Annotated in this window: 18 protein-coding genes; 1 reads left to right on the top strand and 17 read right to left on the bottom strand. The window is 47.5% G+C overall.

Annotation, left to right across the window (positions count from 1 at the left end):
• Positions 1 to 2 precede the first annotated feature (2 nt).
• Positions 3 to 719, bottom strand: coding sequence for a winged helix-turn-helix domain-containing protein (locus B4M48_RS16860; RefSeq protein WP_288657365.1), 717 nt, complete (start codon positions 717 to 719; stop codon positions 3 to 5).
• A gap of 242 nt (positions 720 to 961) precedes the next feature.
• On the opposite strand from B4M48_RS16860, the gene B4M48_RS16855 reads away from it, so the two are divergent.
• Positions 962 to 2,104, top strand: a complete 1,143-nt coding sequence (locus B4M48_RS16855) for a hypothetical protein (RefSeq protein WP_288657363.1) — start codon at positions 962 to 964, stop codon at positions 2,102 to 2,104.
• Between the two features lie 62 nt (positions 2,105 to 2,166).
• Here the strand turns inward: B4M48_RS16855 and B4M48_RS16850 are convergent, their stop codons facing one another.
• The 16 genes from B4M48_RS16850 to B4M48_RS16775 form a co-directional block, all read right to left on the bottom strand.
• The gene (locus B4M48_RS16850) at positions 2,167 to 2,430 is read right to left on the bottom strand and encodes an acyl carrier protein (protein ID WP_288657361.1); all 264 of its coding nucleotides are present in this window, start codon (positions 2,428 to 2,430) and stop codon (positions 2,167 to 2,169) included.
• Positions 2,431 to 2,505: 75 nt separating this feature from the next.
• Complete coding sequence (locus B4M48_RS16845) at positions 2,506 to 4,461, bottom strand: hypothetical protein (RefSeq protein ID WP_288657359.1); 1,956 nt, start codon at positions 4,459 to 4,461, stop codon at positions 2,506 to 2,508.
• Positions 4,446 to 5,312 (bottom strand): hypothetical protein, encoded by an 867-nt coding sequence (locus B4M48_RS16840; protein ID WP_288657358.1) that lies wholly within the window; start codon positions 5,310 to 5,312, stop codon positions 4,446 to 4,448. The genes B4M48_RS16845 and B4M48_RS16840 overlap by 16 nt, the downstream gene beginning before the upstream one ends.
• A 22-nt stretch (positions 5,313 to 5,334) precedes the next feature.
• Positions 5,335 to 6,477, bottom strand: a complete 1,143-nt coding sequence (locus B4M48_RS16835; RefSeq protein WP_288657356.1) for an IpaD/SipD/SspD family type III secretion system needle tip protein — start codon at positions 6,475 to 6,477, stop codon at positions 5,335 to 5,337.
• 29 nt (positions 6,478 to 6,506) lie between these two features.
• Positions 6,507 to 7,652, bottom strand: a complete 1,146-nt coding sequence (locus tag B4M48_RS16830; protein WP_288657355.1) for a hypothetical protein — start codon at positions 7,650 to 7,652, stop codon at positions 6,507 to 6,509.
• A gap of 9 nt (positions 7,653 to 7,661) precedes the next feature.
• The gene (gene sctE, locus B4M48_RS16825) at positions 7,662 to 9,449 is read right to left on the bottom strand and encodes a type III secretion system translocon subunit SctE (protein ID WP_288657353.1); all 1,788 of its coding nucleotides are present in this window, start codon (positions 9,447 to 9,449) and stop codon (positions 7,662 to 7,664) included.
• A gap of 64 nt (positions 9,450 to 9,513) precedes the next feature.
• Positions 9,514 to 10,044 carry a SycD/LcrH family type III secretion system chaperone gene (locus B4M48_RS16820; RefSeq protein ID WP_288657352.1) on the bottom strand — a complete coding sequence of 177 codons (531 nt, stop codon included), beginning with the start codon at positions 10,042 to 10,044 and terminating at the stop codon, positions 9,514 to 9,516.
• Between the two features lie 86 nt (positions 10,045 to 10,130).
• On the bottom strand, positions 10,131 to 11,237 hold the full coding sequence (locus B4M48_RS16815) for an EscU/YscU/HrcU family type III secretion system export apparatus switch protein (RefSeq protein ID WP_288657350.1): 1,107 nt from the start codon (positions 11,235 to 11,237) through the stop codon (positions 10,131 to 10,133).
• A gap of 7 nt (positions 11,238 to 11,244) precedes the next feature.
• Positions 11,245 to 12,003, bottom strand: a complete 759-nt coding sequence (sctT, locus tag B4M48_RS16810; RefSeq protein ID WP_288657349.1) for a type III secretion system export apparatus subunit SctT — start codon at positions 12,001 to 12,003, stop codon at positions 11,245 to 11,247.
• Complete coding sequence (locus B4M48_RS16805; RefSeq protein WP_108570242.1) at positions 12,000 to 12,257, bottom strand: EscS/YscS/HrcS family type III secretion system export apparatus protein; 258 nt, start codon at positions 12,255 to 12,257, stop codon at positions 12,000 to 12,002. The genes sctT and B4M48_RS16805 overlap by 4 nt, the downstream gene beginning before the upstream one ends.
• A 10-nt stretch (positions 12,258 to 12,267) precedes the next feature.
• The gene (locus tag B4M48_RS16800; protein ID WP_288657347.1) at positions 12,268 to 12,933 is read right to left on the bottom strand and encodes an EscR/YscR/HrcR family type III secretion system export apparatus protein; all 666 of its coding nucleotides are present in this window, start codon (positions 12,931 to 12,933) and stop codon (positions 12,268 to 12,270) included.
• Between the two features lies 1 nt (position 12,934).
• Complete coding sequence (sctQ, locus tag B4M48_RS16795; RefSeq protein WP_288657345.1) at positions 12,935 to 13,840, bottom strand: type III secretion system cytoplasmic ring protein SctQ; 906 nt, start codon at positions 13,838 to 13,840, stop codon at positions 12,935 to 12,937.
• Positions 13,837 to 14,571, bottom strand: coding sequence for a hypothetical protein (locus tag B4M48_RS16790; RefSeq protein WP_288657343.1), 735 nt, complete (start codon positions 14,569 to 14,571; stop codon positions 13,837 to 13,839). Before B4M48_RS16790 ends, sctQ begins: the two co-directional genes overlap by 4 nt.
• On the bottom strand, positions 14,537 to 15,004 hold the full coding sequence (locus tag B4M48_RS16785) for a hypothetical protein (RefSeq protein WP_150034996.1): 468 nt from the start codon (positions 15,002 to 15,004) through the stop codon (positions 14,537 to 14,539). Before B4M48_RS16785 ends, B4M48_RS16790 begins: the two co-directional genes overlap by 35 nt.
• Positions 14,985 to 16,259 carry a type III secretion system ATPase SctN gene (sctN, locus tag B4M48_RS16780; protein ID WP_414692712.1) on the bottom strand — a complete coding sequence of 425 codons (1,275 nt, stop codon included), beginning with the start codon at positions 16,257 to 16,259 and terminating at the stop codon, positions 14,985 to 14,987. The genes B4M48_RS16785 and sctN overlap by 20 nt, the downstream gene beginning before the upstream one ends.
• A gap of 26 nt (positions 16,260 to 16,285) precedes the next feature.
• A complete protein-coding gene (locus tag B4M48_RS16775) occupies positions 16,286 to 16,684 on the bottom strand; it encodes a hypothetical protein (protein WP_108570334.1) in 399 nt (132 codons plus the stop codon).
• Position 16,685 lies beyond the last annotated feature (1 nt).

Genomic DNA, 16,685 nt, shown 5'->3' with positions numbered 1-16,685 from the left:
TTTTAACGGAAGAGCAGCAGCGACCTGCATGAGTCCGCGTGCAGTGAGATATCATCAGCACAGGCCAGCGTATGCACGATCTTTCCCTCCAGGTAAGAGAGATAGCTATAGTAGTGATGCACGGTTACAGCTTCATTCCTCAATGCCACTATTGCAGAGCGATCAGTCTCCAGCAGACTAGGCAGAGGAGAGCCGGTGACATATTCAACCAGCAGTTCGCTATCGGTACCGCGCGGAGCGGCACGTGAGAACTTGAGCACGGCAACATGGGCCAGCAGCGTCAGAACCATAGCGAGAGCGGCGAGCGCCGGATAGCTTGAGGTAAGCCGTTTACGCCACCGTGACTGCGGCGGGAGCGGGAGGGCTGAAGGGCAGGGCGCCAGGGTAGCAGGGGGATAAACTATCATTCTGACGATGTTGCTTTTGAGAATATAGCCGCGGCGGGGCGAGGTAACTATACAGCGGTTGCCGGCATCCAGAGCCTGGATTTTTTTCCTGAGATGGGTCACAACCTGCCGGATAGACGCTTCCGATACCACCACGCCTTTGCAGCCCCAGCACGCTTCAAAGATCTGCTGCTTGGAAACCACCTGACCCTCATTAGCCAGCAGCAGCTCCAGGCAGCTGGCCATATTGCTGGTGAGACTAACGCTTTTATTTTTAAACACCAGCGTCAATGTGCGCGGGTCAAAGAGTATGGCAGGCTGATTATTATTCATAAAGTGACTCGATGGTGGGATAAAATGCGCTGAATAGTTATGTAAAAAAGTTAGGCATTATGCTGTTTAATATCAACAGCTAACGGGAGAAATGAGCGGAATATGAAAGCTTTGGCAGTTATCTATTCATACTGTATCAACTCTGGCAAAACAGAACCGCGAGGAAAGATTGAAAGATAGTAGTGGAAGCGGCAATAACGCAGTAGAACTAAATCATCACTCACCGGTCTGGAGAGTACATTATGATGATACCCCGTATTGAATTTCCGCTGCAAAGGCGGCTTCGTGCACCTTCGTATCCGGACAAAAAACTCCCTTTACCCCGTGAAACGGGCAATACCGACAGCCTGCCGGATAAGAGAGCTGTAGCGCAAAAAGCCGTTGCAGACGGTTCAATTGCACGAACGCTTCTGCCGCCTGAATGTAAGTTCATATCAAAAACGGAATTATGTCAGCTGGAATCGCTGCTCAATCAAAAAATAATCAGCAATGAACCTAAAGATGAAGAGTTGTGCTTTGACTATAAGAATGAAGAATCAGACCCATCCGGATTGCCGGAACAGTTTATTAAAGATCTCAATCGCAGCGAATTATCTATTACGATTAACAACCAAAACCACAAGATAAAAAGTGCAGGGCAATATAAGGAACTGCTAAGTATTTTATCGGAAGAAAACAAAAAATTAATGGGCTCTATTTCAGCTATAAGCGATCAAGGTTTTTTTGCGAATAATTACACCTTGTTATATAAGAAATTACCAGAGAGATTTATTTGCGCCAATAATACTCCCTATAAAATTATGGTTTCAATTAATAATTCCAAAGAGGAAAATGATCTGTCTAAAGTGGTTACTATACGAGGAGAGATAGAGTACGAATTGAGTATAATTAAAGATAATGGAGGCCGTGCGAAAGTTAAAGACATACGGATAACAGGTATAGTTGAAAAAGTATTTAGTGATAAACATGAAGGAAATTCAGTAATAAAATTTGATGCTAAAGCAGAAAAAAACTTCGTGACAATTACGCCAGCAAAAAGAGATCGATCGCAAACGCAGCCTGCTATTCCGCTAAGAGACAGACACTGGGCCAGTGAGACATTCAAAAGCGGTGAGGATGACACTTCTCACTCTACAGAGTCGTCATCAGTTGTTAGTGAATTTGAAATAGAGGATGAAGGTAGCATGCCGCCAATTCCGAAAATAATATCGTCAGACACCGGATTTATGAAAACCGACAAAGAAACTGTCTCACTACCCTCAATGCAAAGTTCAAAATCGGGTACGAAACCGTCGTTCTTTGCCCGTATCCGGCAGGCGTGGTCTGACATAACGGAAACCGCAGTTTACTACTGGCAGCGTCTCAAGAGTTTTTTTTCATTCTAGGTAACCGGCTGTGCCTGCAGAAACCACTGCGGATTTCTGCAGGCTCGAACATCCAACACCGATCAACGCACCGCCTCATCCTGCGCTTTACTGGCGATGCGCTGTGCCACAATGGCAGAAAGACTCGCTACGGTAGGGTCCGCACCGACTTCATGATTAACGATCGCGATATCAAATCTTCCCTCCAGATGGCAGACAATCTCCGTCAAATTCATGGAATCTGCATGCAGATCCCAGACCAGAGAGTGGTTATCTTCAATGCCGGCAGCCGGGGTCTCCAAAACGGTGGCAATAATCTGCTTAATTTCCTGATTAATGATTTTCATACTGTGTCCTGAAAGGGCAGGGGACCGGAACAGTCCCTGCCAAAGTGTGAAAAAAGATGCGGTTATAATTGAGGTTTAAGATGCTCTGTTGGTCTGTAAACGAGCTGCTATAGTTTGAGCCTCGTCAGCATATTCTGACAGAGTCACTGATTTTTTTATGGGTTTTACGTAGATTGCCTGATTAGGTTTCACGTTAACAGCCTGATTAAATTCAGGCGTCACAAAATATTCAGGAATATATTTCATCAGATCGGTGGTTTCATTAAGATCACCAGCATCTAAAAGAGTGCGAACCAAAGTTTCACGATATTGTTCCGGTAAGCTATGAACATAATTTTCTTTTTCAGCTTGTGACATATTAGCAACGTCTATTATTGCCCTTTTTTCAGGCACTTCTGCTTGTGAAATATTCGCCGGACGCTTTCTGATAATATGCTGAGGTTGAGCAACCTGCCGACGAGCTGGTGAAGAACTTTTATTAACAGAAACGATTTGTTCAGGCATCTTCAGCGGAAGCTCAGATGTAGCGGTATGAATCCAGCTGCGCGGAATAGGCTCATCCGAAATTGCGTTCTTCCAGCGTAGCGGGATGGGTTCATTAGAAAGCGTTGACTTCCAGCCTAATGGTACTGGCTCTTCTGGAATAGCTGGTTTCCAGCTAAGTGGCACTGGTTCTTCAGAAATGGGCGACTTCATGCCTTGCGTTACTGGCTCTTCAAAAGCTGCTGGTTTCAATCCAGGCGCTACCGGCTCTGGGGAAATCACAGAGTTTTTGTGTTCAGTAAATACTGACTGAAGAGCGATTTTATCGCTATTTAATGTTATAGCCTTAACAATGCGCTCTCTTTGAATTGGCGATGAAGCAGAAAAAGTACTCCTTGTTGTTGCGTTAGTAAATTCAGAAGCTGACTTTTCAAATGAAAAGGATGGAAATGTATATATATTATGAATATTTATAGGTGAATTGAAAACAGAGTTTCCATTTCCATTTACAAATATTCCGTTGCTGTTTCCAAATTGCCCATTAATAAGAGGGGGCGAATTATCAGGAACTTTTTTTTTATCATCTTTATCTTTCCCTTTAACATTTTCATCATCTGAATTAGTTTTATTATCATCATTGTTTTTTAATATATCACGAAAAGCAAATGATCTGCGTAATAAAACTGTTAAGTCAGAAGAGAGGGTTACAGATCCATACTCATCGATATAAACCTGATGGCTTTTTAAGTACCCATTAATGGACAGCCTGAATACATCATGTATGTCATTGTTTTTATTATATAAATATGCTATATGTTTTTTGTGTTCATCAGAAAAAACATTTTTTTTGAAATTTTCCATCACGATGGAGTGTATGCTTTTATTACTGCGTTTGAAATACATCTTTAAGTGCTGATTAAGTTTTTTATTAAATTCTTCATGTTTATCATAATAAGAGGTTGAAAATTTATTTTTTTTATCGAAAAGCGTATAGAGCTTAGCAGTTAATTTGTTTATCGAATCCTTATAATTCACTAACTCCTCGTCACTATGAGTGCTTAGACACATCAAGAAATCTCCCCACGCTTCCGGGAAATAAGTTTGACTTTTGCCAGATTCACTCATGAGGTCGAGTTTTTTTTTGTTTTCATCAGACAAAATCATTGAAATTTTCTTCGCTGTTTTCTTTTCGAGATTGTTTATACCGTCGTAACCCGAGGGTAAATTTTCAGCTAAACGACCTTTACCTTCAGATAGCGATATTTCTTTTATAAAATTTTTAAAATCTGTTGTGATATCTTTTTCGCTTTTTATATCAGAGGATGTATCCAGGTTTATAGGTTTTAAGTGGTTTTGGTTTATTGCGGGTTCTGGCTTCACCCTAGTTGTATCACCATTTTTAACGCCTTTCTCAAGATGCAACTTTGTTGTTATCGGTGCAGATATGTTTGAAATATTTGATAATGCTCGAATTAAATCAATCTTTTGTTTTTTTTCTGTACTAGCTTCATAGTTACTATTGTGACGACCTATTACAATACCTGACATTTTTCAACTCCTTTTTTATTTTGCGAAACCATAATTGACTGGATATATTCAGATAGCAAGAGAGTATAGTTTATTCGATGATAAAACTTTGTTAGCTTGTTTAATGAAGTGTCATACATTATGCAGGACATTTTATTTTGATATTTTTCATTGATAACTCTTTTATAGTTGCTAGCTTGATCATTAGAGGGTTTTGTGTTCATTTTTCTTATGGATTTATCTATAGCAGCTATAACATGTTTTTCATAAATTTCAATGTCCATTTTCTCTGCTCTTCTCTTACCAAATTTCAATGCTATTTCGTCAAAAACGGTGTTTGATAGTAAATGACATAGGTTAGTATATTTCTCTTCATTACCATGATGTTTGTTTAATGTATCCAACGCTTCTGTTAAATAGTGAATGTAGCCTGCCGCCTCACTCATTGGGTTGTCTTTATTAAATCCGGAAAGATAAATAAGTGCTAAGGCAGTTTTTTTTACTTCACTCTTTACGTCCGGATTTTGTGAAATATCTTCCAGTGTTAAAATGTCATTGTAAGTTATTGCGTTTTTGAGTTTCCTGACTCCTTCATCATAGATTGATTTATGATCAGATGATAAACGAATATCTGATTCGCAGATGCTTAATGAATTAATGAGATTCAGAATTCGCTGGTTTTTTTTCTCGCTTAGCCCATATTCATTCTTGCTCAGTTTTGCAGTTGAATTTCTGACTTCTTTAAAGTTATGAAGATATGGTTGAGGTGTATCACCAATGTTATTTTTCCAAAGCTTAGCTACGTGTTGAGCAGAGCCCGTACCGAAGACCCCTGAGGAAGGATCATCAGGATTAAAAGTATACATACCCATGCCTGCACCTATACTCCCTTTATCAGAAATTAAAATAGCCTTTAGCTGCGCTTAAGTCCTGTTCGATAAAACTGCTGAATATTTTCACCAGATTGTCATATAGAGAATTAGCGTTAGTCATTTTTTGCGTAAACATCTGTAGCGTATTTTGCAAAATGTCACCCTGCGAATTGAATCCGGTTTCCCATGCAGAGAGTTTATTAGCAGACCAGTTACCGTTGTAGAGACCTTCTTTCATTTTTTCTATGGCGCTCAGATCAATGCGAACAGTATATCCGCCATTTGTGCGAACGAGGCTGCCAGCAGGTAACCCCATCTGTTTTATCCACTGTTCACATTCTTCCTGGCTGGCAGTTTTGCCGGCTTCAGGAAATAGCTGACCAGCACCTGAGGGTAAAGCATATTTTTCAAGCAGCTTATCGATCTCTTTTTTGAATTCTTCACCCTGAAAGTTGACTTCCCCCTTGTCGTTGGTGCCATGTATGAACTGAGCAAGTGAGCTTTTGAGTGCGACAAAATCTGCGTAAAAGCTATTCATCTTTTCAAATGCTTTGAGAAATACTTCCAGATAGTTGTCTCGCGTTGCGCCAATGGCCTCCCAGTGCTTCTCTGCCAGATCACGGCCCCAGGCATTATCCGTGGTATTCAGACTGATTAGATCAGTTTCAAAGCGCAAAATATCAAATGTTTCCTGAATCTGCTGTTCATCCTGCTGGTGAATGCGCATGTCATAGAACGTATCCATAATCTGGTTAATCTGGCGCGCGTTAGCACTTTTCGCAGCAAGCTCTTTAGCCTGATTCAGGCACTCCTTATTCTTAAAGGAGGAGCTGCGCAGCAACACGGCGAGTTTTTCGGTACCGGTTTTTACCACAGCGCTATCGCTGCGGTTGTTGCCTGTTTCCTGCTGCAGTAAAGTCAGATACTGCTTTCTCAGCTTATAACGCTCTTTTTCAGTCTTAATAGTTTCAGCGATTGGGAAGTTTGTACTACCTGCTACACCAGCTTCAGGCACGGTTAGCTTCGATGATAAAGTAGCTGCAGTGCCGGGTTTATCATCTGCAGTGCTATCTTGCTGTTTATTCGCAGAGAGCCCTTGATTTTCAGGGAAAAGGGACTCTTTGCGCTGGATAAATTCAGTGGTTTGGTTTGTAATTGAAATCATGTTGATCCTGTAAGCTCTTGCTGAAAAAATTAATTGGCGCGGTTAATGATGGTATTATTTGTGCTGGCTGTGTTATTTAACAATTGAGCAAGTAATTCCATTAACGCCTGCAATATTTTGTGTGTTTTACCTTCCATATCCAGACTATTTTCTGACGTTTTCTGATGGATGGTTCGTTCATTATCAGCAATAGCAGACTGGGCACGGTTTGACGCCGCTTGAGCCTCTCCTGCAGCACCTGCAACTTTTTCAAAAGAAGAGCCAAATACCTGCACCGCATAAAGTTGACGCATCACGGCATCATAGCCTTCTTTCCCTTTGAACATATCGTTAGAAAGACGGTTTTCATGTGGTTTGGTTGTTCCTACATCACCAACATGCTTATCATCCGTTCCAGACTGTTTAATTTCTTTATCACTTTTATTTTTATCGAGTTCTGAGTTTTTTTGTACATCGCTGGATTTAGTATTTTTAGTGCCGATATTTTGCTGCTCGTTTAAATTTTTACTGGCTTTATTAGTATGATGTTTTGTTCTGGAAGCTGATGCTGCAACAGTCCCTGTTGTCCATGCAACATTAACCGCGGCTCCGCTGATAGCACCCGTTAATACATTTTGCCCTGCAGCGATGGTTTTTTTTGCCGAGCGTTCTGTTGATTCAGTTTGCAAACTCTGAAATTTACTCTTTAGCTTATCATCCATCGTTTTCAGCAGTTGTAGAAGCTGAATGACTAAATCCATTACTTTTGACCACTTGAGGGAATAACCCGAGAGATTTGAGTAATCAATGGAGTCGCTGAGCTGGTTGGTTAATTTTAGTTCATCAGTTTGTTCCATTAACTTTGCAGTGGCATTATAAATCTGAGCATCCGCCGGCCGTTCAGCATTAATTTTAATGCCTGCTGATGATTTTTCTTTGTTCATAATTTTAAGCAAAGTATCTGCTTCTTTCTGTGTCTGTGCAGGCTGACGCAATTCAGGCACAGTCGTAATAATATTGGATGCAAGACAGCCGGAGTTATCAATAAGTAGAGCATCGATTGAGCGCGCGGCATAAGCGTTCTCTTTTTTTGTTACTGGCTGCAATTGCTCAAAACCAGGTTCATCAAGAGAAACTACTACGTTATTAGTATTTCTGCTATGTAAAATTTTATCTAGCTGGCTAAGTCCTGACATAATATTTCCTTATACGCGAGTTTTACGGGCGATGTATTTTGCTGTAGCGTTGTTTTGTTCCTGCAATGCTCCTGCCTGTTTCTGTAGTGAATTGGTAAAATCATCATGACGTGTGAGCCTTTCTAACAAAACTTCAAGTTCTTTAGTCAGCTGTTCAAGCTGGTTTTCTGAAATTCTGGAAGCAGCCAGCATTTTTTGTGCATCAGCGTAGCCTTTGGCGCTGAGAATGCTGCCACCTGCCTGAACGGCTGTATTGACTGCGTTTCCCGCCATTAACATGACCTGGCCTGTTTTTTCTACTGCATAGCGATTTCCCTGCTGCTGCAATTTTTTAAATATGGTCTCATTCAGATACTTATAAGCTTGCGCTGCTGTTTTAGAGATGCCATTAACAATATTTTTTATAAATTGAGGGATAAGATCTTTAACCATTTTAACAACATTCTGTACAATGCTTTTTTGTATTAACTTTGATGCACCGTCAGTAATAACCTTTGCCGCTTTTCCTGAAAGGAACATTGCAGCGATAAGTGCTGCCGCCGTAACGACAACAGTAACACCAACTTTAACCCAGTTTTTAATCTGTTCAGTTTTTTCTTCACCATACTTTTTAAGTAGTGCGGCCGTTATTTTCGTAGTGTCCATTATTTTTAATATCAACTTACCTATTTGTTCCATTACAGGTGATAGGATCTTTTCCATGATAAATCCCATGGTGTGTTCCATCAGAGATTTACCATTAACCTTGATATAATCCATGGCTGTAGTGACGGCTATGATTGTTAAGCCTATAACCAGGGTTGTACCACCATCAAATAGTGCAAGACCAATACCAATAGCACTTACTATTCCGCCAACTATTTTTCCAATACAACTTGTTTTTTTAGCTGCTTCCTCTGCTTTTCTTAGTTTCTCTTCATATTCAGCTGCTTTTTTAAGCATTGTCTTGCGAAGGCCATCCGCGCGTGCCTGATTGAGGGAAAGATCGTTTTGCAGTTTCTTAGCATTGCCTTCATTGAGGATATTGATTAACGCGGTAAGCAGCAGCACCATGCGCTTTAAAATAGTCTCGCTTTTCTCCTGTGCAGCCATAAGCCCGGCGCTGGCCACCACTGCTTTGCCGCGCTCGTTTGTGGCTGCCTGCGTCAACTCCTTTATAGTCGCTGCATGTTTATCTACCAGAGCCTGCGTTTTCTCAGCCTGAGCATCCGCACGAGCAGTGGCGTCGGCTACGGCTTTTTGTGCAGAAGTCACGCCTCCTTCGGCTGCAGCAACCTCCGCCGCCGCCGCCATAAAGCGCGGATCGCTCTCATCTACGCCCGCCTCTTTCAGCTGCTGCAGAGATTTTTGTGCCTGCGCGAGTCTGGCGCGAGCAGCTTCCAGCAGCTGCTGTTTCGCGGCCAGATCGCCGATAGCGTTATCCAGTTCACTCTGGGCGTTTTCTAGTTCGGCGTTAATTTCTTCAAGCTGAGCTGCAGCATTTTCAAACCGCGCTTTGCGCGCTTCAGCACCTGCCAGTGTGGCGGAGAGCTTTGTGACCAGTGAGGCGTCACTGTTGCTGGCGTTGTTCTGATTAAACTCCGCCAGAAGCGCCAGCAGCCGCGCATCTTTTGTCAGACGCGCTTTTTCACTGGCAGGGCGCAACATTGGCGCATTCAGATCAAAAATTTGATCGTTGGTGTTCTCATCCATGCCCGCCATTTTAGCCATGGCTTCCAGCGCTATTTTTTCTGAAACCGTTTTGTTCACCGTCAGGCCGGCAAAGCGGTTGGCGACTTTTTTTCCATCCTCATTCATTCTCTCTGCGGTGATTCGTGAGGAAGACCGGTTCCTTACGACGCTATCCTGAATGATGCCTGCACTACTCATCGTTGTTCTGCTCCTGGTTATGTTGTTTTTCTTCCGCGCTTTTCTGCAGCTCCGGCCGGTTTTTTAGAATGGTGTCGACATACACCTGGCTTTTTTTCTTCAGCTTCAGGTCAGTGCTCTCCTTAATGACCAGCCGGAAGCACTGCAGCGCTTTTAACGCGTTGCCCTGCATCAGCTGACACTGGCCGCTGTAGAACATGGGGGCCAGGTCGTTGTCCGCCATGATGTAAGCGAGCGCATAGATATCGCATGCTTTCTGGTAATTGCCCCTGAGCTGATGAACGGCCGCCAGCCCGGTGAAGAAATCGGGGTTGTTGAGGTCATACATGCAGAGCATGCTGAAGTAGCGTTCCGCCTCATCCAGCTTGCCCTGACGATAAAAGTGGTATGCGTGAGCGTACATCCCCTCCATCGCCTCTTCAGAGATGCCCTGAATGTCCTTGAGCGATACGCCTTCAGCGGCGTACTGCATCAACATACCCACCACTTCTTCTTCAGTTACCGGCTTGTTGTCATCTTTCATCATGTTTCCTGAGCCATCTCTGGCGTGTGTTATTGAATCAAAAGCGTGCTGGCGCAGGCTCTAACAGAACGCTCAAAGCGATCGGTTTAACCGGACGGCGGGGAGCTGTTATGTGGTGCGGAATCCTCGGGCGCATTGCTGTTCTCCGCCGCGGCGATCGCCTGCCAGCGTGCGTCAATGCCTTCCAGCCAGAGCAGAATGTCCATCACGGCTGCGAGCTGCTGCGCGTTAATAAAGGTGTGCTTTTTGTGTGAGCGGAACAGGGCGCGCGCCAGCGGAATATCCTCCACCACCGGCACATTGTGTTTGCGGGCGTAGCGCCGGATAGCCAGCGCTTTGGCACCTTTCTCCATCTCCGAGATAAAAGGAATGGGCGTGATGGCTTTATTGACGTAGATACAGATAGCGATATGGGTCGGGTTGACGATCACCACGTTTGATTTTTTGATGTTGGTGCGCGTTTCGTCAGAGAGGATCTCGCGGTGGATCTCTTTGCGTCTGCTTTTGATTTCCGGGTTGCCGTTAAGCTCTTTGTTCTCGCGCTCAACCTCTTTTTTGTCCATTTTGAGTTCTTTCTGCCAGAGAAAGAATTCGCAGACGGCATCCAGAAGCACAATCACGATAATGACGGCGACCATCAGTATCACAAAGCTGTGCAGCAGCGTGCCCCAGAGCGTGAAGATATTGACCGGCTCCGCATGCGTCAGGCTGAAGAGCAGGCTCTTATTCATGCTCCAGAAGAGCCAGGCGGCAATAAAAAAGGCGGAGAGATAGAGCAGCGCTTTAACAAACTCTTTTACGGTGCGCAGGCTGAAGATTTTCTTCAGCCCTTTAACCGGGTTAACGGCGGTAAAATCGATTTTCAGCGCTTTGGTGGCCATCTTCATGCCGGACTGCATCAGCCCGGTTATTACGCAGCAGGCCAGGCAGAGCAGCAGAAAAGGCAGCAGAATTTTCAGGCCGGCAACCACCACGCCCCAGAGATAGGATTCCGCGTTCAGCGTGTAGTGGCGGGAGACGATCGCCCCCAGCACGTCCCGCAGCGGCTTGAGTGAAAACCCCCGCAGAAGAATTTCAATCCCCACCAGCAGCAGGCAGCTGGTGAGCAGATCTTTGGCGCGAAAGATCTGCCCTTTTTTGGCCGCGTCGCGGATCTTTTTTGGCGTGGGTTTTTCTGTTTTAGACGTTGACATACACAGCTCAGAAGAAGGGGCGCAAAAACAGCTTTTCAATCCGCAGCAGATCGGAGGAGAGCGTCGGACCGAGATAGATCAGCAGGATTAAAAAGCCGATAAAGCTTTTCAGCACCAGCGCCAGCGAGAAGGCGTTCATCTGCGGCGCATAGCGCGACAGCAGGCCCAGGATCACTTCTGTTACGAGGAAAACGGTGATCACCGGCGCCGCGATTCTTACCGCGTTAAGCAGCGTGGTCCCGGTAAAGCGCAGGATATCGCTGAGGAACGGCAGCTGAGTTTCAAGCGGCGGCAGCAGCTGATAGCTGTTATGCATCACCTGCACAAAGGTCAGCGCGCCGCCCGCCTGCAGAATCAGCGCCACCGCGAGCAGGTTAAACAGGTTGGCCAGCTCGGAGGTATCGACGCCGGACATCGGGCTGATAGTGCTGCTGAGCGTCGCGCCGCGCTGGTTATCGATCAGGCTGCCGGCGGCGTGCATTACCCAGAACGGAAAGCAGAGAAATATGGCGAGGATCAGGCCGATGACCACTTCTTTAAAGATGAGCAGCAGCAGATAGGCTTCATGCAGCTGATAGATTGCCTCGCCGGGAAAGGGCCACAGTGCCGATCCGAGTAGCAGCACCAGCGGGAATTTGATTACGCCCGGTACCACGCTGCTGTTGAGCCACGGCAGCAGGATAAAAGCGGGAAAGAGCCGGGCAGAGGCGAGCGCAGTGGAGTAGAGCCCCATATGAACAGCGTCGAACAGCGGCATCACGTTCATCGCGTCAGCGCCATCGCGTAGACTTCACGGGTGAAGGCGATCAGTGATTCGCCCAGCCAGCCGGAAATAATAAACAGCGTCAGGCAGACCCCCAGCAGCTTGAGGCCAAAAGGCAGCGTCTGCTCCTGCAGCTGGGTAACGGTCTGAATAAGGCCAATTGCCAGACCAATGACCGTGGCGACAATAACCGGCACCGCAGAGAGTACCAGCACCAGATAAATAGCTTTATTACCGGCGAAAACTATTTCATTCATCTTATTTGGCTCAGGTCGCTATAAACAGATACTGTTCAATAAGCCCTTTTGAAATGATGCTCCATCCGTCAATGACGACGAACAGCAGCAATTTAATCGGCACGGATATGGTTATCGGACTCATCATCATCATGCCCAGCGTCAGTAATACGCTGGAAACCAGCAGGTCAATAACGACAAACGGCAGATAAATATAGAAACCAATTTTGAACGCTTCTTTTATTTCTGTGAGCGCATATGCCGGCAGCAGTGCCAGAATCGATACGTCGCGCTCTTCCTCGTCGATATCCGCCCGCTCTTCGGCAGAGATATTGCTGCGCGCGTTATCAAACCACTGCGCCAGGTCTTTATCGGTATATTTAATCAGGTACTCTTTGTATCCGGTAAACCCTTTTTCCAGAAATGTTTCAGTGGACTGCCGGTCGCGCAGGTCAATATTATTCTCAATGTAATAGTCATATCCGCCTTTCAGCACCGGCGTCATTACGAACGCGGCAAGGACTAATGCAATGCCGTTCAGCGTCATATTTGACGGGATCTGCTGCAGGCCAATGGCATTACGCACCATAATAAAAACAATTGAGAACTTGATATAACAGGTTCCGCAGGCGATTAAAAACGGGGCCAGAGAAGAGATGGCCAGTATGGCAATCAGCCAGATATCATTATCGTTCATATTATTTAACGGAGGTGATTTCCACACCCAGCCTGTCGTCGATCATAATCAGTTCGCCGGTGGCGATCGCTACGCTGTTGGCGTAAATATCCACCTGTTGCTGCCTGTCATCCGCAAAGGTGAAGAGCTGGCCCGGCTGCAGCGCCATCAGTTCATCCAGGGTTAAGGTCGTTTCATGCACCACAAAGTGCAGCGTGACCGGCACCGCGCCAGCGCCGGTCTTCCGGGCGCTAAAGGTGGCGGAAGGGGGCGCCTCCTCTGAAGGTTCTGCTGCATCATCTTCCGGCAGTGTAAAACCCTCTTCTGTGTGCAGATAGCGGGAAAACTCGTGGTCATCGATCATGATGGTATTGATCTCATTGTTAATCAGAAGAACATCGCCCGTCTTCAGGCGCCGGAGATAGCGCGCACTGAGCTGGCTCTCACCCAGCGTAAAGCGCAGCGTAAAAGGCAGGGCAGCAAGGCCTGACGGAGGGAGAAAAGGTGGCTGCGAATCAGCCGGTGCGCAGCCAGAGGGCATCCGATCAAACCAGTAACAGAACCCGTCAAGCTCCACCGCCAGCGCATAACACAGCGGCGCAGGACAGGCGGTGAAACCGGACAGCGTTTCGCTGAGTCCCGGCAGCGTAAGAGCGAGTTCAGGACGGGCATAGGTGAAGTAGCTGGTTACCGTGGCGGCATCCAGGCAGTCAATGCGCAGCTGGCTGACTTCCGGCAGCGCCTGCTCCAGCCAGTGGCGCAGGTCAAAACTGACTTTTGTGCCGTCATGAAGCGTGCTCTGCATCAGCACCGCATCTGGCGCGGGCGCGGAGTCGTGCAGCTTCACTCCCTGCTGCTGCCAGTAGGTGACCACGCGATCGTGATAGCGCTGCTGCGCGGTCAGTTTACGAAGCGGCGGAAAATTCATGCATCACTCTCTTCGTCATCTCGCTGCTGATACTGCCTTTTATGCTGCGAATCTTCATGCGCCTCTTTAAAGACCGTATGGCCCTCTACCGGATTAAGCGCCAGTTCGGTTCGCAGCTGCTGGCCAAGGTGCGCACTGGAGGGTTGCATAAAGAGGGTGCGCTGCTCTCCGACGCCCGTGGTCTGAATATTGACAGCATGTTTTCCTTCACCGTGCTGAAAGACATAGTGCAGGGTCTGCGTATCGCTGCCGGCAGCAGAGGCGGCAGATGCTGATGACATATGCAGCGTCGCCATGTTGATGGCGGCCAGCCGCGATGAGGTATCTGCCAGCGGAGGTGATTTGCCCGCTTCAGCCGCTGCCGGAGCGTTTTGCATAAAGGCATTCTCAGCGGGGGCTTTCTGCGAATAAGCAGCGAAGGCCTGATGCTCTTTCTCCGGATTCAGAAGCGGCTTAGCTTCTTTGGCTGATACCTCTTTGGTTGCTGCCGCTTTCTTTGCCACACCGGTAACCTGAACCGATGATGGCAGCTGCTGCGCTAATTTCAGCGGCAGCGGTTTAAATAACGGCTGCGGCATCACCAGTGCTATTTCAGGTTTTATTGTCTGACCGGCGGGAGAATCCAGCGTCTCTTTCATTTTTTCATCAAGCGTGCTTTCTTCTTTATTTTCACGCGGCGGCTCATTCCCTGCTGCTTTATCGCTCGCGGTTGCCACATTCGGTACTTCCATAACTCATTTCCTCTGTTTCATTATCAGCAGCAGACAGGGCAGCGTTGCGCTGTTTAAATGATTGGTCTGCAATGCGCATCAGATATTTCTCTTTCTTTTTATTCAGTGCCGCTCTTTCCGCACGGGCCGTTTCCAGCTTTTTCTCCAGCAACATTATTTCAGCCTGTGCGTCGTTAATCCTGATTGAAACATCGGCAATTCTGCGGCGCACCCGGCCCATGGTGCTGCGCATCTCTCTGAGCGTTTCAATATTCATGCTGCCGCTGCGGGCGAGGGCGCGCAGGTTTAATTCAAACAGGGCTTTATCCTGTTCCAGGGCAGCGATGGAGTGCTGATAAGCGGCAACAGATGATTGCAGGGTGGCTATTCTGGCCTGACTGTTGTTGATCTTTTTCTCATATAACCTGAGAACACTACGGAGCGCTGTTAACAATCTCTTTCATATCCCGCAGCAGAGTTTCTTCTGACGTCTGTTCATCATGAGCCTGACGCAGAAACTCACTGACACGTGCTTTGCAGGCGAAGAGCCGATCGTTTTCCGGGTTTTCGCCAGGCCGGTATTCGCCGAACATAATCAGCGTGTCCAGCTCTTCAAGCCGGGCGAGCAGATCCCGCAGGCGGGTAGCGAGCGCCTGATGCTCGCCCGAGGCAACGCGCGTGGTCACGCGGCTGACGCTGTTCAGCACATCGATTGCCGGGTAGTGATTTTTGCGGGCCAGTTTACGGCTGAGATAAATATGACCATCGAGTATCGAGCGGACCTCTTCGGCCACCGGGTCAGCTTCATCCTCCGTTTCCAGCAGCACGGTGAAAAAAGCCGTGATACTGCCTTTCTGTGTGGCACCGGGGCGCTCCAGCAGCTCGGGGAGACGGGCAAAGACCGAGGCCGGAAATCCGCGCCGCGCCGGCAGCTGTCCGGCCGACAGCGCAACGTCGCGCAGTGCGCGTGCATAGCGGGTGACGGAGTCAAGAAACAGCAACACCTTCATTCCGCGATCGCGAAAATATTCCGCGATGGTCATCGCAACGTGCGCGGCGTTTACCCGGTCGGTGGCGCAGAAATCGGAGCTGGCATAGACGATGGTGCACTTGTTGCGGTGCGGTGAGGTACGGACCGCATCGATAAATTCAGTGACCTCTCTGCCGCGTTCGCCCACCAGCGCCACTACGCAGATATCGGCGTCAGCATTCTCGAGCAGCATATGCATCAGGGTGGTTTTTCCGCAGCCGGCTGCAGAAAAAATACCGATGCGCTGCCCGACCCCGCAGGGCAGCATGCTGTCGATGGCGCGAACGCCGGTGCTGAAGCGCGCATCGATACCTTTGCGTTCCTGATAGCCCGGCGGCGGCGATTCAACGTCGCGCCGTTGCGCTGCGCCCGGCGTGGCGATTCCGGAAAACGTTTCTGAGACAGAGCCGTCCGGCAGCACAACCGCGCCTCTCAGCGCATCTGAAAGCAGGAGGGTAAACGGCTGTCCGGTGGGGCAGATAACCATCTCCCGCGTTAGTCCCTGCGGTGAGCCGATCAGGCTCAGAATGGTGAGATCGTTGTTAAACACCATCACCTGCGCCCGGGCAACCAGGGTTCGATCCGTTGCGCTGCGGTAGATGTGGCATACTTCACCAATACTGACATCCGTGAGACGCGCTTCCAGGGTCGTTGCCGTAATGCGGCAGGGATGCGCCATATGCTGCAACAGATCTGAACGCGCAATCACCGCAGCGCCTCACGGCAGGCTTTCATCTGCCGGTAAAACTCTTCCAGCGCCTCTGAAAAGTCTTCTGCATTAAGGCTGGCGGGCTTAACGTAGCACTCAAGCGTGGTCATCCCCTCATTTTCAGAGAGCTGCAGATGGCCGGTGGCCGCGTGAAAGCAGGGTGCCATAACAATAGCCAGCAGCGCGCTGGCGCACTGCGACAGAATATAGGGATCGTGCGGTTGTATCTGGGTCCACAGCACCACAAACCCTTCTGTCTGACTGATTAATAGGCTGCTCTCTTCTTCAAAATCCAGAGAGATCGTTGAGTTGCCATCGAAATTATTCAGCAGACGCTCATCGCATCCATTTTTGCGTAGCGCAGACCTGACCAGTTCAACTAAATCGTCATTCATT

Source organism: Pantoea sp. UBA6567 (assembly GCF_002434165.1).
GTDB classification, from domain to species: domain Bacteria; phylum Pseudomonadota; class Gammaproteobacteria; order Enterobacterales; family Enterobacteriaceae; genus Pantoea; species Pantoea eucrina.
This window is presented reverse-complemented; position numbering and strand designations above follow the sequence as displayed.

Excerpts from the sequence above, each read along its gene's own strand:
- B4M48_RS16860 (WP_288657365.1), bottom strand. The coding sequence starts at position 719 with ATGAATAATAATCAGCCTGCCATACTCTTTGACCCGCGCACATTGACG.
- B4M48_RS16855 (WP_288657363.1), top strand. The coding sequence starts at position 962 with ATGATGATACCCCGTATTGAATTTCCGCTGCAAAGGCGGCTTCGTGCA.
- B4M48_RS16850 (WP_288657361.1), bottom strand. The coding sequence starts at position 2,430 with ATGAAAATCATTAATCAGGAAATTAAGCAGATTATTGCCACCGTTTTG.
- B4M48_RS16845 (WP_288657359.1), bottom strand. The coding sequence starts at position 4,461 with ATGTCAGGTATTGTAATAGGTCGTCACAATAGTAACTATGAAGCTAGT.
- B4M48_RS16840 (WP_288657358.1), bottom strand. The coding sequence starts at position 5,312 with ATGGGTATGTATACTTTTAATCCTGATGATCCTTCCTCAGGGGTCTTC.
- B4M48_RS16835 (WP_288657356.1), bottom strand. The coding sequence starts at position 6,477 with ATGATTTCAATTACAAACCAAACCACTGAATTTATCCAGCGCAAAGAG.
- B4M48_RS16830 (WP_288657355.1), bottom strand. The coding sequence starts at position 7,652 with ATGTCAGGACTTAGCCAGCTAGATAAAATTTTACATAGCAGAAATACT.
- sctE (WP_288657353.1), bottom strand. The coding sequence starts at position 9,449 with ATGAATGAGGATGGAAAAAAAGTCGCCAACCGCTTTGCCGGCCTGACG.
- B4M48_RS16820 (WP_288657352.1), bottom strand. The coding sequence starts at position 10,044 with ATGAAAGATGACAACAAGCCGGTAACTGAAGAAGAAGTGGTGGGTATG.
- B4M48_RS16815 (WP_288657350.1), bottom strand. The coding sequence starts at position 11,237 with ATGTCAACGTCTAAAACAGAAAAACCCACGCCAAAAAAGATCCGCGAC.
- sctT (WP_288657349.1), bottom strand. The coding sequence starts at position 12,003 with ATGAACGTGATGCCGCTGTTCGACGCTGTTCATATGGGGCTCTACTCC.
- B4M48_RS16805 (WP_108570242.1), bottom strand. The coding sequence starts at position 12,257 with ATGAATGAAATAGTTTTCGCCGGTAATAAAGCTATTTATCTGGTGCTG.
- B4M48_RS16800 (WP_288657347.1), bottom strand. The coding sequence starts at position 12,933 with ATGAACGATAATGATATCTGGCTGATTGCCATACTGGCCATCTCTTCT.
- sctQ (WP_288657345.1), bottom strand. The coding sequence starts at position 13,840 with ATGAATTTTCCGCCGCTTCGTAAACTGACCGCGCAGCAGCGCTATCAC.
- B4M48_RS16790 (WP_288657343.1), bottom strand. The coding sequence starts at position 14,571 with ATGGAAGTACCGAATGTGGCAACCGCGAGCGATAAAGCAGCAGGGAAT.
- sctN (WP_414692712.1), bottom strand. The coding sequence starts at position 16,259 with ATGGCGCATCCCTGCCGCATTACGGCAACGACCCTGGAAGCGCGTCTC.
- B4M48_RS16775 (WP_108570334.1), bottom strand. The coding sequence starts at position 16,684 with ATGAATGACGATTTAGTTGAACTGGTCAGGTCTGCGCTACGCAAAAAT.